The organism is Nitrososphaera viennensis EN76, assembly GCF_000698785.1.
In the GTDB taxonomy this organism is placed as follows: Archaea; Thermoproteota; Nitrososphaeria; order Nitrososphaerales; family Nitrososphaeraceae; genus Nitrososphaera; species Nitrososphaera viennensis.
In genome coordinates this window covers 1,016,277-1,029,317 of sequence record NZ_CP007536.1, presented here as the reverse complement: position 1 = coordinate 1,029,317, position 13,041 = coordinate 1,016,277, and the positions used below count along the sequence as shown (strand labels likewise).

General features: G+C 49.9%; 16 protein-coding genes. 7 read left to right on the top strand and 9 right to left on the bottom strand.

Annotated elements, in window-relative coordinates; translation table 11 throughout:
* Positions 1-16: 16 nt before the first annotated feature.
* Positions 17-1,465 (top strand): type I glutamate--ammonia ligase, encoded by a 1,449-nt coding sequence (glnA, locus tag NVIE_RS05880; protein WP_075054452.1) that lies wholly within the window; start codon positions 17-19, stop codon positions 1,463-1,465.
* On the opposite strand, the gene NVIE_RS15860 is transcribed toward glnA, so the two are convergent.
* Positions 1,427-1,633: a hypothetical protein gene (locus NVIE_RS15860; protein ID WP_227717495.1), complete on the bottom strand. Its 207-nt coding sequence runs from the start codon at positions 1,631-1,633 to the stop codon at positions 1,427-1,429. The genes glnA and NVIE_RS15860 overlap by 39 nt on opposite strands.
* Between NVIE_RS15860 and NVIE_RS05875 the strand changes: the two genes are divergently transcribed.
* Complete coding sequence (locus NVIE_RS05875) at positions 1,621-1,869, top strand: Lrp/AsnC ligand binding domain-containing protein (RefSeq protein ID WP_075054451.1); 249 nt, start codon at positions 1,621-1,623, stop codon at positions 1,867-1,869. The genes NVIE_RS15860 and NVIE_RS05875 overlap by 13 nt on opposite strands.
* A gap of 62 nt (positions 1,870-1,931) precedes the next feature.
* Here the strand turns inward: NVIE_RS05875 and NVIE_RS14780 are convergent, their stop codons facing one another.
* Positions 1,932-2,252 (bottom strand): hypothetical protein, encoded by a 321-nt coding sequence (locus NVIE_RS14780; protein ID WP_144239533.1) that lies wholly within the window; start codon positions 2,250-2,252, stop codon positions 1,932-1,934.
* Between the two features lie 318 nt (positions 2,253-2,570).
* On the opposite strand from NVIE_RS14780, the gene NVIE_RS05865 reads away from it, so the two are divergent.
* The gene (locus NVIE_RS05865; protein ID WP_075054449.1) at positions 2,571-3,242 is read left to right on the top strand and encodes a helix-turn-helix transcriptional regulator; all 672 of its coding nucleotides are present in this window, start codon (positions 2,571-2,573) and stop codon (positions 3,240-3,242) included.
* Positions 3,243-3,382: 140 nt separating this feature from the next.
* Positions 3,383-4,903: an MFS transporter gene (locus tag NVIE_RS05860; protein ID WP_075054448.1), complete on the top strand. Its 1,521-nt coding sequence runs from the start codon at positions 3,383-3,385 to the stop codon at positions 4,901-4,903.
* A 27-nt stretch (positions 4,904-4,930) separates the two neighbouring features.
* On the opposite strand, the gene NVIE_RS05855 is transcribed toward NVIE_RS05860, so the two are convergent.
* From NVIE_RS05855 to NVIE_RS05840, 4 genes are all read right to left on the bottom strand, one after another.
* Complete coding sequence (locus NVIE_RS05855) at positions 4,931-5,476, bottom strand: hypothetical protein (RefSeq protein ID WP_075054447.1); 546 nt, start codon at positions 5,474-5,476, stop codon at positions 4,931-4,933.
* A complete protein-coding gene (locus NVIE_RS05850; RefSeq protein ID WP_075054446.1) occupies positions 5,473-6,195 on the bottom strand; it encodes an ArsR/SmtB family transcription factor in 723 nt (240 codons plus the stop codon). The genes NVIE_RS05855 and NVIE_RS05850 overlap by 4 nt, the downstream gene beginning before the upstream one ends.
* A gap of 97 nt (positions 6,196-6,292) precedes the next feature.
* A complete protein-coding gene (erpA, locus tag NVIE_RS05845; protein ID WP_075054445.1) occupies positions 6,293-6,643 on the bottom strand; it encodes an iron-sulfur cluster insertion protein ErpA in 351 nt (116 codons plus the stop codon).
* 69 nt (positions 6,644-6,712) lie between these two features.
* Positions 6,713-7,477, bottom strand: a complete 765-nt coding sequence (locus tag NVIE_RS05840; RefSeq protein WP_075054444.1) for a peptidylprolyl isomerase — start codon at positions 7,475-7,477, stop codon at positions 6,713-6,715.
* Positions 7,478-7,885: 408 nt separating this feature from the next.
* On the opposite strand from NVIE_RS05840, the gene NVIE_RS05830 reads away from it, so the two are divergent.
* Positions 7,886-8,608, top strand: coding sequence for a hypothetical protein (locus tag NVIE_RS05830; protein WP_075054442.1), 723 nt, complete (start codon positions 7,886-7,888; stop codon positions 8,606-8,608).
* A 43-nt stretch (positions 8,609-8,651) separates the two neighbouring features.
* Here the strand turns inward: NVIE_RS05830 and NVIE_RS05825 are convergent, their stop codons facing one another.
* Positions 8,652-9,227 (bottom strand): hypothetical protein, encoded by a 576-nt coding sequence (locus NVIE_RS05825; RefSeq protein WP_075054441.1) that lies wholly within the window; start codon positions 9,225-9,227, stop codon positions 8,652-8,654.
* A 476-nt stretch (positions 9,228-9,703) separates the two neighbouring features.
* Between NVIE_RS05825 and NVIE_RS05820 the strand changes: the two genes are divergently transcribed.
* Together NVIE_RS05820 and NVIE_RS05815 are read left to right on the top strand one after the other, a co-directional pair.
* Complete coding sequence (locus NVIE_RS05820; protein ID WP_144239532.1) at positions 9,704-10,528, top strand: cupredoxin domain-containing protein; 825 nt, start codon at positions 9,704-9,706, stop codon at positions 10,526-10,528.
* Positions 10,529-10,969: 441 nt separating this feature from the next.
* Positions 10,970-11,314, top strand: a complete 345-nt coding sequence (locus NVIE_RS05815) for a hypothetical protein (RefSeq protein WP_075054439.1) — start codon at positions 10,970-10,972, stop codon at positions 11,312-11,314.
* A 92-nt stretch (positions 11,315-11,406) separates the two neighbouring features.
* Here the strand turns inward: NVIE_RS05815 and NVIE_RS05810 are convergent, their stop codons facing one another.
* Together NVIE_RS05810 and NVIE_RS05805 are read right to left on the bottom strand one after the other, a co-directional pair.
* Positions 11,407-12,066 carry a hypothetical protein gene (locus NVIE_RS05810; protein ID WP_084790651.1) on the bottom strand — a complete coding sequence of 220 codons (660 nt, stop codon included), beginning with the start codon at positions 12,064-12,066 and terminating at the stop codon, positions 11,407-11,409.
* Between the two features lie 12 nt (positions 12,067-12,078).
* Positions 12,079-12,792, bottom strand: a complete 714-nt coding sequence (locus NVIE_RS05805; protein WP_144239531.1) for a hypothetical protein — start codon at positions 12,790-12,792, stop codon at positions 12,079-12,081.
* Positions 12,793-13,041 lie beyond the last annotated feature (249 nt).

Sequence of the window (13,041 nt, the reverse complement as noted above, 5' to 3'; positions counted from 1 at the left end):
CATATCTATTGTATATATGTCCCTTAGAGACAATTCGCTAGAGCTGCGGCGGCACAGCAGCCCCGATGACATCACGGCTGCCGAGTTTATCCAGATAAGGTACACGGACGTTCCCGGCCGGTTTCTGGCAAAATATGTTTTCAGCGGGAACAGGAACCTTCGGGAGTATTTCAAAAGCGGCGTCGGCCTGGACGGCTCGTCGGTGAGAGGCTTTGCGACCATAGACGAGTCGGATCTCCTGCTGGTCCCGGACAGGTCGACTTTGAGAAAAGTCCCGCTGCCTGAATTTAACGTGGCGACGGTTATTGCCGACGTGTACAGGGGCTTTGGAAAGGGAAGGCTTCCCCGGGACCCCAGGCACGTGTCGCAGTGCGTGGAGGAGCGCCTCGCCTACGACGGGCTCGCATGCCAGGTCGGGCCCGAGGTCGAGTGCTTTATTTTTGACGACATTGTTTTTGGAGGCGGCCAGGAGGCCAAAATCGTATCCGTAGAGGATGAAGGCCACAGCAAGTACCCGCTCCGCAGAAAGGGAGGGTACGACGCGCCTCCCTTCCAGGACTCCTTGCTGGAATTCAGGTTCGAGGTCGCAGAGATGCTGGAAAAATATTACTCGATCAAGGTCACGAACCTGAACCACGAAGTTGCAAGCAGCGGCCAGATAGAGATCAACTTTATGCACGACACGCTGACCAAGGCGGCAGACAACGTCCAGGTGTACAAAGACGTCGTCAGAAGCGTGGCAAAAAAGCACGACAAGGTGGCAAACTTTATGCCAAAACCGATCTTTGACGAAAATGACAGGAGGGCCGGCGACAATGGCTCGGGCATGCACGTCAGCGTGAGCCTGTGGACCAAGTCGCCGGCAGCAGGACAGGATAGCCGCAACATTTTCTATGATTCTGCCGACGAGTACGCCGAGTTCAGCCAGGCGGGGAGGTACTTTGTCGGGGGGCTGCTCAGCCACTCGGCTTCGCTGGCCGCCCTTGCCGCGCCGACGGTAAACTCGTATTACAGGATGGTTCCGGGCTTTGAAGCGCCTGTGTACGCCGCCTGGTCGCGGGGAAACAGGTCGGCCATCATACGGGTGCCGGTAAACGAGAGGGGAAGCTCTGGATCAAAGCGCATCGAGTTCCGGGCGCCGGACCCTTCAGCCAACCCGTATCTGGCGTTTTCCGCCATTGTGTCAGCGGGCCTTGACGGCATCAAGAAAAAGATGGACCCCGGAGATCCGATAAACGAAAATATCTACAGAATGTCTGACAGCCAGCGGAGCAGCCTTGGGATCAAACCGCTCCCTGGCAGCCTGAAAGACTCGCTGGACGCGCTAAAGAGCGATAGCGGCTACCTAAAGTCGTGCTTTAGCGACGAACTGCTGGAAACTTACCTTGCCCTCAAGGAAAAAGAGGTGGCAGAAGCCGGAGATGGCTCAAAGGAGCAGCAGTTCAGGATGTACTATGACGTATGATGATGGTGGTGGTGGAGTGGTTTTAGGTGAAGTAGAAAAATGACCCTGTCGGAGAAGGAGGTTGCCGCCGTAGAACCGGTACGGCAGCAGCCAGAATATTATTGTCACCCGCCTGACTTTTCCAGAGATCTGCACAGTGCATGTGTCGTGGTTCCATGCCGTCAGCATACATTCTGATAAACTGCGAACTTGGATGCGAGAATGCACTCATTGACGAGCTCAAGACGCTGCCGGGGGTCGTCGAGGCCTGCCAGATTTACGGCTCCACTTTTGACATAATTGTTAAAGTCTGTGCTGATACCGAAGACCGGCTAAAGGAGGTCGTGAACCGGCGCATAAGGCGGATGGAAAAGGTCAAGGCGACGCAGACAATGATGGTGGTGATAGAACTGCACGATGGCTAGTACTTTTCCACATTTGATTTACCGTGCGATGCAAGTTTCTCAGGTCAAGTCAACTCATGTCTCTATTTTTCAATCTCGCGTTTCATTCGGGCAAGCAGCTTGATTGTTCCTGCAGCATTCATTTTTGCACTTTCTGCCGCTGTAATCGTTAGCATTATCCTGCCTTGCTGATCGCCAAAAATATTGATGATGGCAAGTTTCCACTGCGCTCCTGTTCCGACCCTGAATTGGGAATTGCGAGGATGCTGCTGATGATGATGCTCAATGCAGGGAGCGCCACTGCAGCAGCGGCGGTTAGCACCCCAGATGAAATTGAAATGAGGGCAGATCGTCCCACAAGGAAAAACCGATAATTGTTTATTTATTGATAGTAGTTCATTCACTGAAAAGACTAGTTCATTCGATGAACAAAAACACACAATTTCTGATTACTTCATTCTTGTTGCATGCTTTTTCAGGGTGAAAAGCATAATCATTACACAACCGCTGCGGCCCCATGCCTATAAATGGCAGAGGCGCGTCGCCCTGCTCCTTTACAGCTACCGGCTGTCTCTCTCTGTGTGTGCGCGCGTGCGCAGGACGGCGTCCCAGAATGATATGGGATGACTGGCATGTCGTGGAGCAGAAACGGACCGCGACGTTGTGCCTACTATTATTTGTAAACCAAAAGGTATATTCTTGCCAAAAAAGAATCAAAGCATATGGACTCTGCCCCAGAATCGAATGAAATTGCGGGTGGATACAGCGGCCCAAAAAAGAAGATTCTGTACTACCTCAAGGTCATGCAGCAAGCCCAGCTCAGGGACCTGGCTGAAGCCATGAAGATATCCAAGATGGCTGTTCACAAGCATCTGGCAGTATTGCAGGAAAGGGGGCTGGTAGAGAGCATCGAAATAAGGAAGGGCGTCGGCCGGCCCAAGATGTTTTATCAACTGACAAATGACTGCAAAAGGGTGTTTCCAAAGGCGTACAACGCCGTTGCAGTCTGCGCGCTTGATTTCATAGAGCGCAACATGGGCAAGGAAGGCGTCGAAAAAATATTGCGCGAGCGGCAGAGCGAACTTTACGACAAGTACTACCCGCGCCTAAAGGGCCTGACCTTTGATGCAAAAGTCAAGGAACTGGCAAGGATTCGAGACGAAGAAGGCTACATTGCAGAATCAAAGAAACACGGGCGCCAGAAAGGAGGAGGAAGCGGCCACATCTTGCTGGAATACAACTGCCCGATCCTTGAAATAGCAGAAAAGCACGGCGAGGCGTGCAGCACCGAGGTCGAGATGTTTGAAAAACTCCTTGATGCAAAAGTGGAAGCCACCCACAGGGCTGCCAACGGCGACCGCGTGTGCAGGTTTGAGATACAGAACAATAGTTAGATAGAGATTGGTTGCCTAAAATCTGCAACTGCCTATTGAATCTCTATAGCCGGGCATGATCTAGCACGTAGCTCGTATAATTTGTAAACTAATTTGTAAACCTCTGTGTTTATATATTCATTATTCTAAAAGTTGCGGGCATGAAAGAGGAAAAGAGGAGACGAACGGAGGAAAAAGAGCAGAACGCGCCGGTAGCAGTAACCAGCAGCCGTTCAGCGTGGTTCACCTTGGCCATACTCAGCAGCACTCTCCTGGCAGTGATGTTCTCGGAGACCATGCTGTTGCCGGCTATTCCTGAGATAATGCAGGACTTTGACATACCGTACGGCACTTCGGCGTGGATATTCAGCGCGTATTTGATAGTGGCCGCCGTAATGACACCGATTGCCGGCAAGCTGTCCGACATGTACGGCAAAAAGAAAATACTGCTCATACTGCTTTCAATATATGTTGCCGGCATCACCGCGGGAGGCTTTGCAAACAGCATATCGTTCCTGCTTGCCAGTAGGATAATCCAGGGTGTGGGCCTTGCAGCCGTCCCTGCTGCCTTTAGCCTCCTGAGGGACTCGTTCCCGCCGTCAAAACTCGCCATAGCCGTGGGGGTATTCGGCTCTGCGTATTCGGCCGGTTCCGTGGTCGGCCTGCTGATAGGGGCCAGCATAATCCAGCACTTTGGCTGGCACTCCACGTTCTTTACCATAGCCCCGGTCGCGGCGATAGTGACTCTGATGATCGCCATACTCGTCAAAGACAACGGCAGCAGAGAAGCGCGCCTGCGGCTGCTGTCTGCCAAGGGCACGGGGAACACCGGCAAGCCGTCGCCTGCAATAGACATCAAGGGCGCAATAGCATTGTCAGCCGCGATATCGTCGTTTCTGATGGGAATGACGCTTGTAGAGACCGGGGTCAACCCGGGGAACCTGGCACAGATAGCAGGCGCCTTTACAGCATCGGCAGTTTCGCTTGTGCTCTTTGTCGCCATAGAGAAAAGGACGGCATCGCCGCTGCTCGACCTGAGGCTGCTGAAGCACAAGATCCTCCTGCCGTCGTACATAATACTGATGGCGACAGGGATAACGATGTTCCTTGTGTACCCGTCCGTGGTGCAGCTGGTAAGGAGCCCGCAGCCGTTTGGGTTTGGCGGGAACGCGGTAGACGCGGCAAACGTCCAGCTCCCGTTCATGATAATGTTCCTGGTGTTTGCCACCGCGACGGCCTTTATCATAAACAAGATAGGAAACATCAAGCCCACGATAGTTGGCGGCATAATCAGCCTGATTGGAGGAATCGGCCTGCTCCTGTTCCATTCGTCGGGTCTGCTGGTGTCGACCAACCTCGCAATAATAGCCACCGGCCTTTCGCTGACAAGCACCGCAGGATGGAACATCATCGTGTCTTCGTCCCCGGCAGAGTTCACGGGAATATCGGTGGGCGTGGGCGCGCTGCTGTTCTTCATAGGGATGTCGATAGGCCCGGCGCTCGCAGGGCTGTACATGCAGCAGCTGCAGCATACGTCGTCGGCACAAGGAAGCTCGTACCCTGCCCCCGAATCGTACAACATGGTCTTCCTTACGGCCAGCCTGCTGTCGGCCGCGTCGCTGGCCTTCTCTCTGCTGCTAAAGAGGAGGGCGCCAAAACAGGAGAAGGAAAAGATGGCATAAACGCAAAGGAACCGCCCCACAATTTTTTCATTTCTGTTGTTTGCTCTTTCTCAGGGTAAAAAGCACGATCGCTGCAGTGACGGCGACCCCGATGCCTATAAACGGCAGGAACGGGTCGCCCGGCTCTTTTACAACTATTGGCTGGCCTGGCGCCGGAATGTAGCCTTCGCCAAGGTAAGCAAGGTCGTCGTACGCATCAGCAAGCAGTTGTGTCCGGCTGCACATGCTTGCCTCCAGAGAGGATTCCTCGCTTCCGTGGGCGTATACGACGTATTCCTTTCCTTTGTCAAAATCATAGCCGCACGAAGCACCTGAACCTGCCGTGGTCAGCGCAAGCGTCCTTGCCGACACCCCCTTCCACGCCCTTTCCACGCCAAAATGCACGGTTCTGCTGTAGTCGCCGGTCTCGATGCTGACGACTGTGCCGGCAAACACCGCGGTGCTTTTTTCAAACATCTCGTCCGGCGGCCTCGGACCGCTACAGCTGCACGCTTGCGCCTTTGGCACGTTGGACAGCGTCACCATGCAGAGCATGCAGAAAAAAACCAGAACCAGAAAAGCAATCCTGCTCACTTTTTATCGCCGCCATCCGCTTTGCTGCTACTACTATTGCCAAGCTCGCTGCTGGCAAGCAGGGTCAGGACTCTTGCGCCGCTCTCTGTTATGGCATAATACCTTGCAGTGCCGACGACATCTTTTTCCTCTATGAGCCGGGCCTCGAGCAGCATGCCGACATGGTTGTCTATTGTCTTCCAGTCGACTCCGAGCTCGTTTGCAAGCTGGAGCTTGTTCTTTTGCTCGTTCTTGACCGCTTCGAGAAGCTTTTGGCGGGTCGGGCTTCCGCGCATTTTTGTAATGAGCTTGAAGGTGTCATAGTCGTAGCCCTGCTTGCTCCACTGCGACCTGACCCTGCCCCGCCAGATGACGGTCCCGGCGACCGCGCCCCACGTTATCGGGAGGGTGAAAGGCGCGTATTCGTACAGTGCGGTTGCGGCGGGGTGGTCAAGCGGCCCTCCCGCCTGTTCTGCATCTGTAAGAATTAAAGCAAAATCGCCTGTATTTGTCTGGCTTTGTGGCATTGCTGGGTTTTCAGACTGATCTTGAAAATTCGCGTCCGGGTCTGTAATGGTCAGTTTGGCGTTAGCGCCTTCTTCGACGCTGCTATTGCTTTCAAGCGTTGCTGGCTTGAACGCGTCGGTCACGATCCTGGCGACCACGATCGCCGTGATCGAGATGGCGACAAGGACCAGTGCTATGAAAATAATGTCGATTATCCTGCGCGCATGAGGCAAGTGTGATGCAAATCCGTCGCAAAGGGTCTTCTAATAAGGTTTTATCCAAACGAGAAGAAAAGAAGAAGGAAAAGAGGGAGAGAGAGTTTTTGCTTACTCACTCTGTGCTGAACGAGTGTCCGCACGAGCAGCTCTTTGTGACGTTCGGGTTGTTGATCTTGAAGCCGGAACCCATCAGGCTCTCGACATAGTCGATGTTTGCGCCTCTCAGGTACCTCTGGCTGTAGCTGTCAACAAGAACCTTGACGCCGTTCTGCTCGATGATGCTGTCGTCCTCGTCCGGCTTTTCCTCAAAGCCCATGCCGTATGACAGGCCCGAGCATCCGCCGCCGGTGACATAAACCCTCAAAAAGAGGCCAGTATTGCCCTCCTGCTTCATGAACTCGGCGACCTTTTCTGCCGCCTTTGGGGTTACTGTTATGCTTTGTACGTGTTGAGCGCTTTCCATGCTGCAGGAAACTTGTGTTTTTTAATATAATAAGTTTTTGCTACCATAAAAGGGGTAAAAAGGGGAAGGTTATTTTGCTTCTGCCTTGGCTTCGGTGGCCGCGGCAGCCGGCTTGGCTGCCGCTCCTTCTTCCTTCTTTTCAGTAGCCGGCTGCGGGGCTGCGTAGTTTTCTATGAACTTGATGTTCTTGACAGCCGGGACGAACTTGAATATGTCGTTTGCAACCGCCCTCTTTATTATCTGCAGGCCCTCTGCCATGTACGTCTCTTCGGGCAGCTCCATGTCCAGGTTTGCGCCTGACAGGTTGAACTTGATCTTGGCGTCCTCTATCGGGATCCTGCGCTTTATGAGGGCAGTTATCTTGTCGTTGTCGGTGTCAAGCTTTTTGATGACGTTGACGTCGTACACGAGCGTCTTGCCTGCAAGGCGGTGGTTGAAATCGACCTGCAGCCTGCCAGAGCCGACGTAGCGGACGATCCCTGTCCTGTCGTCCAGCTCCACCACGTCGCCGACGCGGACCTCGTCTGCCTTGTCGCCGAGCTTGCGCTGCGGGATCATCCTCACCTTGTTCGGGTCGCGCTCGCCAAAGCCCTTGTCCGGCGTGACTTCGACGTTCATCTTGTCGCCGACGCCCGCCTTTGCCAGCGCCTCGTCGAGGCCCTTGAGCACCCACGCCTCGCCCACCGAGACGAGCCTGGGCTCGTACTTGCGGGTCGGGTCGTAGAGGTCGGTCTTTTTCGCCTCTTCCTCGCGAGTAGTCTCGAAAACCTCGTTAGTGTCCTTAACTTTAGCAGTGTAATCTACCAATACAAGTGAACCCTTTTCCAAAGGCATGAATTGCGAGACGGTTTCTACCTTATATTAATCTTGACGGGTATTGGTACTGAAATAATTGCCTTGCCCGAGCTGGAATATTGTTCCTTTTTTGGAATATTTTGAGCGTATGCTGGGATATATTCTGCAAAAACAAACGTGGTGCATAAGGCCGGATTTCGAGCGTGCATAATTGCATAAAATGAGCACGTACGTGCATAAAACGCGAAACACGAATTTTCGAGGAGCCGCCAAGCATGTACTGCTGCTCTTTCGCCCTTTCCGGTTTCTTGTTTTTCATTTGCGGCAACATCATGCACGCACAAGGTTAAAAGAAGTAATTTCTGCGGTTGGAGGGTTTGAGTCCCTCTGTGCCTGCTACCACTGTGGGTTCGAGCCCCGGCTTGAACCTACTATGACTTTGACGTTTTGCGAAATGCCAACGGAAATGGCACCTACAACCTGGTCATTGCCGAAAAACACTCAACTTCGTCAGCAGAGGGTGCATCTGAGCAATTCAATACATTCTGGCTCACAGATTCTACTGGCAACAAGATTTCAAAACTATACGAAGGAAACTTGGCATCAGATTTCGCCGTCAGTCACGATGGAAAAAGAATCGCGATTCCAATCGCCAAGAATATTGAAGGGCAAGTCTACTTTGGATTGATACGGCTTCTCGTACTGGATATCGAAAAGAATGAAACTTCTACGGTATATGAAAAAGCCGGAACTAGTCCACACGATCTAAAGTGGAGTCCTAACGATGAACTTGTTACATACATCCAAGGGGCCGGCGCCAGAATTCCCATTGCAGATCTAAGAGTTACAAGCACCGACGGTTCGTACAGGCATACGCCCTATACGGGTCTTGAAGCTCCGACAAGCTACATCGTAAGTGGAGATGGCAGTACAGTCCTAGTCGGCATTAACCCGTATCTGACAACAGGGATTGCTTCAAAGCTATACAAACTAGAACTCGCTCATCCTATTCCGGAATTTGGTCCATTTGAGTTGTCTCGGATGGCTGCGGGAATAGTCGGCATAATAATCATTACGAGAGGCTTCGGCAACACACGAATTAAAGACGGTACGAATAGCACTTTTCGGCACAGAACAACAAAAAACCTCTACAATAAGGCACCAATCTGATGAGAAGTCATTGCAAGATAGTCTCCGGCTCCGAGTGAGGGTTTTACCTCAATCTAAAAACCATGTCATAGACAAATATTTTACCAAAGTCTTCGTACTGGCCATTGCATTCCGCAGAATGATTAGTTGTGATGTCTGCGTTTTGTGGCAGAACGACTTTGGTCGGATAAACTGATGCAAATTTCAATTCGTATGTTCCATCAGCTTTGGGATTCAATCCTGTCAGAGAATATTTTATCAGCAGATCGCCATTTGTGTCACTGGCAAGCCGCACGGTTATGGGCCGCGGAAAAAGCGCCACCCTATCGTCGCCAACGCCACAATTTACTTTCAGTCTTGCCAAGGCTGCTTCGTGGACAATTGGTTCTCCCACCCTTATCGCAGATTTGTTATTGGCGTCCACGATTGAAAAGTCATGCGTATTGGTATCTGTAACATTCCAATCTGGCATTATTTCGATCAGTGTTATGGAATCGACCGGTCCGCTAGGGCTGATTTGCTGATTAACGTTTACTGGCAGAGTCTCTCCCGATTTTGATGCATCCGAACCAATTTGTACTATGAGTTGCTTTGGTACGAATCCAGAAGTGGGCTGGACTGCAGAAGATGGATTATTCATAGCAATATAACCAACCGCGCTCGCAGCAGAAATTCCGACGAGGCTAAATAAAAAAAATAAAGATTTTGCGCATTTTGCTCACGATATGTTGAGTTCAGTACTTATGCCTTCCCACGGACTGTTCGCTTTTTCCGCCGTAAGGACTTTCATCGCTTTATCATCCGGAGAAGTACTATATAACATACCTCTATAATGGTACTATCTGTCACAAGTTTCTTTTTTGTGAATGATATGACAGATACCCCCATTCATCGATACACCCTCCTGTTTTTTCTATAAAAAGACAACTGTTAAATTATCTATAAGAAAATTTTGGGCTTTTTGTAACCGCCCCGTTGGCTTCTGCCTTTCTGTCGTATGGTGCTTTTACTACGTGAACCTATCTTTTTATTAAGAATTGAGAGACGGCAGACACATATTACATAGTAAAAGTAATTAAGATAATCGTTGTTTCCATTTTCCGGAAACATATTATTGTGATAGACAAGCCAGCGCGAATCAGGGCCGTACATTTTTTGTCGGTATTTGCCATTCTCCTTTTAATTGCAATCACTTTGGTTCCAGCAAACGCGGAAGAAATGATTACAATACAAAGATACTATGCTCCCATAGACGATAGGCCCGGCCCGGATGTCCTTTTCTATCCCCTTAAAACCGGACAAGAATTAAAGTGGCTCAATGCTGATAATGTTGTCCATAGACTAGACATAACTCTCCAGAACGGCACCTTGGTTTCCAATTCAGGCTCCATTGAGCCGAATAGCCACTATTCTTACAGGTTTGAGCAACCGGGGACGTACCATTTCAAATCAGTTGATTATCCTTCGATAGACGGCGACGTGTATGTTACAGACGACATCATGACGATGACTGATAGCCTAGGAAACAGCCTGGACGTACAGGTGTCATGGACTCCTGCAGCTCCTTCTGCGCATAAGGAGACATGGTTCAAAGTCATCTTTATCAATCCAGAGACTGGCAGGAACCAGGGGAACATCACTCAGGTCTTTTCGGTTACAGATTCAAAAGGGAACTCTGCATACCCCATGCAAATATTTACCCCAACCGGCGTCCAGACAGGAGCGTACATTTTTGAGAGCAAGGATGAATATACAGTCAAGTCAAGTATATCGTATATCAACTTCGTCCCAAGCGAAGCTGAGGCTAAATTTTCATTGGTCACCACGCCGGAAATGTCATCTGTTACTGCTGTAATGGTCATTTCAGGAATAGCCATTTCAGCCATAGCAGCCTTAGCCAGAATTGTAAGAGCATCAAAAAATGGCAAACTAGATTCTTGATGTTAATCTTTTAGCTGACGTCAATAATAACTTCTGAGTCTTGCTGTAATTCGTGAGGCAAGCGCCTTTCAACAATCGCAGTTTGATTCAGAGGAACTAATTTTCACAGTCCATAATTCAATCTGTCTCTTGCTTTTGAGCTTTTATCCAAAAGGCTCTAGCCCGTGATCCTTCTGCTCTACATCCTGACCTTCCATAAGGCACGTTATGCTATAATATCGTGCGGAGGACGGTGGATAACCATTTTTTTCTCCTTCGCTTTCAGAATCTGAAAGCTTTGTTAAGGAAGTTATTGTCGGGTTCTGTCGCAAAACCTGTGATTCCCCTAGATACGCAGTTCAAGAATCGGGCTATTTCCTACCAGAGCCATGACAGGTCATAGGGTGTTCAGTCAGGCGCATTCCACAAAGGTTATTCGACTGATTTAACTTCTCGTTACTGATGGTGGCTATCGGTATTGAAGGGATCAAAGAAAGATACAGGATTAACGAGCCGATAGAGTTCTCTGTAATCATCAAAGGCATTTTGAGTGGCAATGGATTTCCGCGTGTGAAGATAACAAACGAAAAGGACGCAAAAAACAAGATTTACGACATGGCCTTTATGTCGCCACTGCCGACAGAACGGCCAAAATATACCGAGCAAGTCCTGCATTTCCCACGGGATAAAGATCGGCGGGCACCTATTCGTGCTGACGAAGCGGGAATTTACAAACTAACAGTAACCGTCAATACGGAAGCTCAAATGCCCTATGAAGTAAATAGAAAGATTGTGGTAGATAGCTAGTACTGTCAAATTTAGTCTTGAGGGTTATGTATGTAGGTGATTATAGGAGTCTGTTAAAAGGAAAGTACACATTTCGTCAAAAAAGAGGAAGGTCAGGATACGCAAACACGTGTTGCGTACCCTGAGTTCAGCCAGTAGTGACTGCCTTCTTGGCGGAACGACTCTGCGTTGAACCAGTTCATGTTTTCAGATAGTACTGGATAGCCTTTGCCAAGGGCTATTGCAGACAAGTCAGCCTCTGCATATTCGCTGTAGCCACTCCATGATTCACTCGGCCACTGATCATAGTGTGCGGTTCCGACAATCCATTTTCCCAGACCTGCGTTGTTTGTCAAGTAGTCAGGAGGATTTGGTGCATACAGGCGCATATGCAAATTCACATAGCTACCAAGCCACGCGCTGTAAAAGAACCCTAGCTTTGTGCCCTGATCTGTATCCCAAACATAAGTTGCGCCACTGTTGTCGCTCATCTTTGAGTACATCGGGTTTGCCAAGACGGCAATTCCCCAGTAGATGTTGTTCTTTATTTTGTCGATATTTGCATTATTGCAGAAAACCATGTCCACCGGCCAGTCGACATTGGTGCTGGTGGCAGAGGTGTTCGACAGAAAGTCGTAATTGTAGACTCGGTCGTCGCCGGCTATCACGATGGCCAGGTTCGATGTGCTTGCTGCGTATGCAGAACTGCTAAATCCCAGCGCGACGATCAGTGCGGCCGCGGCTAGGGCTCCGATCTTGCTTAATTCTCTCATGTCTTTTGCACCTCACTTTACTGCCCGAACCGTGTACTTTTCGATTATCTGGTTCTGGCTAAGGTCCACGCCCGTCGCCATCTCGTCTCCTTGTTCAGAGGTTATGACGAACATTGCAGCGCCTTTCGGGAATTCGGAATTGTAATAGACTGCGAGGAGCTTTGCCTCAACATTGGTGTTGTTCAGTTCCGCTACTGCCCTTGACTTTGCAACTGCCTTTGCGTTATCAATGATCTCATTTGTAGGAGTTGGGCCGGATGGTTTTCCTATGCCGGGTTCGACGCCTACCACGACATTCTTTTGCAGATCCACGTTTACATGCAGGTTGCCTACCCACAGGCTTGCCCTGTATGCCTTTGCTCCTGGAACACCAAATTCTCCCTCGGCCCAGACAGCCTTGTCAAGACGAATTAGAACAACTCCGCCTTTTTGTACACCCTCGTCTGTCCAAGGGCCAATGAGCAGAGCCTGCCAAGAGCTGTGATCTAGGATTGCTTTGACTCTAGGGTCATTCTTTGCTATCTCTAGTACCCTGCTCTTCTCCTCATCTGTAAGAGTAGGCGCTGTCGATGCTGTGTCGTTTTGTCCTATCTTTTCGATGGTTGTGTCAATCTTGTCAGGATAATCAGCTACAAAAGGCACGGATAGTCCTGAGCGGGCGGTGGCAAAAACTGTTGCTATTGTCGCAACAACAATGATTGCTCCTATAAGTATCGGTTTTCTCATTGTCTCATAAGGAAATGTCTAGTACTAGTTAAATCTGATCTTCTTACCTATTATAGGACACTATAGATAATAATAGAATTTGTTTCTTTTTAACTGCCAAAACTATGGTAACGTCTAAAATCTGAGCGACATCTAAAGGTATAACAATGAAATGGTGTTACCCCTAGTAGCTGGAATTTAGGTAGCTGTTAATCTAGTCTTCGGCTCCCATACTCATACTTAAGGATAGGAAACAAAGTAGAATTACGG

Excerpts from the sequence above, each read along its gene's own strand:
- NVIE_RS05815 (WP_075054439.1), top strand. The coding sequence starts at position 10,970 with ATGGTGGCTATCGGTATTGAAGGGATCAAAGAAAGATACAGGATTAAC.
- NVIE_RS05825 (WP_075054441.1), bottom strand. The coding sequence starts at position 9,227 with ATGAATAATCCATCTTCTGCAGTCCAGCCCACTTCTGGATTCGTACCA.
- NVIE_RS05840 (WP_075054444.1), bottom strand. The coding sequence starts at position 7,477 with ATGCCTTTGGAAAAGGGTTCACTTGTATTGGTAGATTACACTGCTAAA.
- NVIE_RS05865 (WP_075054449.1), top strand. The coding sequence starts at position 2,571 with ATGGACTCTGCCCCAGAATCGAATGAAATTGCGGGTGGATACAGCGGC.
- NVIE_RS05810 (WP_084790651.1), bottom strand. The coding sequence starts at position 12,066 with ATGAGAGAATTAAGCAAGATCGGAGCCCTAGCCGCGGCCGCACTGATC.
- NVIE_RS05860 (WP_075054448.1), top strand. The coding sequence starts at position 3,383 with ATGAAAGAGGAAAAGAGGAGACGAACGGAGGAAAAAGAGCAGAACGCG.
- NVIE_RS05805 (WP_144239531.1), bottom strand. The coding sequence starts at position 12,792 with ATGAGAAAACCGATACTTATAGGAGCAATCATTGTTGTTGCGACAATA.
- glnA (WP_075054452.1), top strand. The coding sequence starts at position 17 with ATGTCCCTTAGAGACAATTCGCTAGAGCTGCGGCGGCACAGCAGCCCC.
- NVIE_RS05875 (WP_075054451.1), top strand. The coding sequence starts at position 1,621 with ATGCCGTCAGCATACATTCTGATAAACTGCGAACTTGGATGCGAGAAT.
- NVIE_RS15860 (WP_227717495.1), bottom strand. The coding sequence starts at position 1,633 with ATGCTGACGGCATGGAACCACGACACATGCACTGTGCAGATCTCTGGA.
- erpA (WP_075054445.1), bottom strand. The coding sequence starts at position 6,643 with ATGGAAAGCGCTCAACACGTACAAAGCATAACAGTAACCCCAAAGGCG.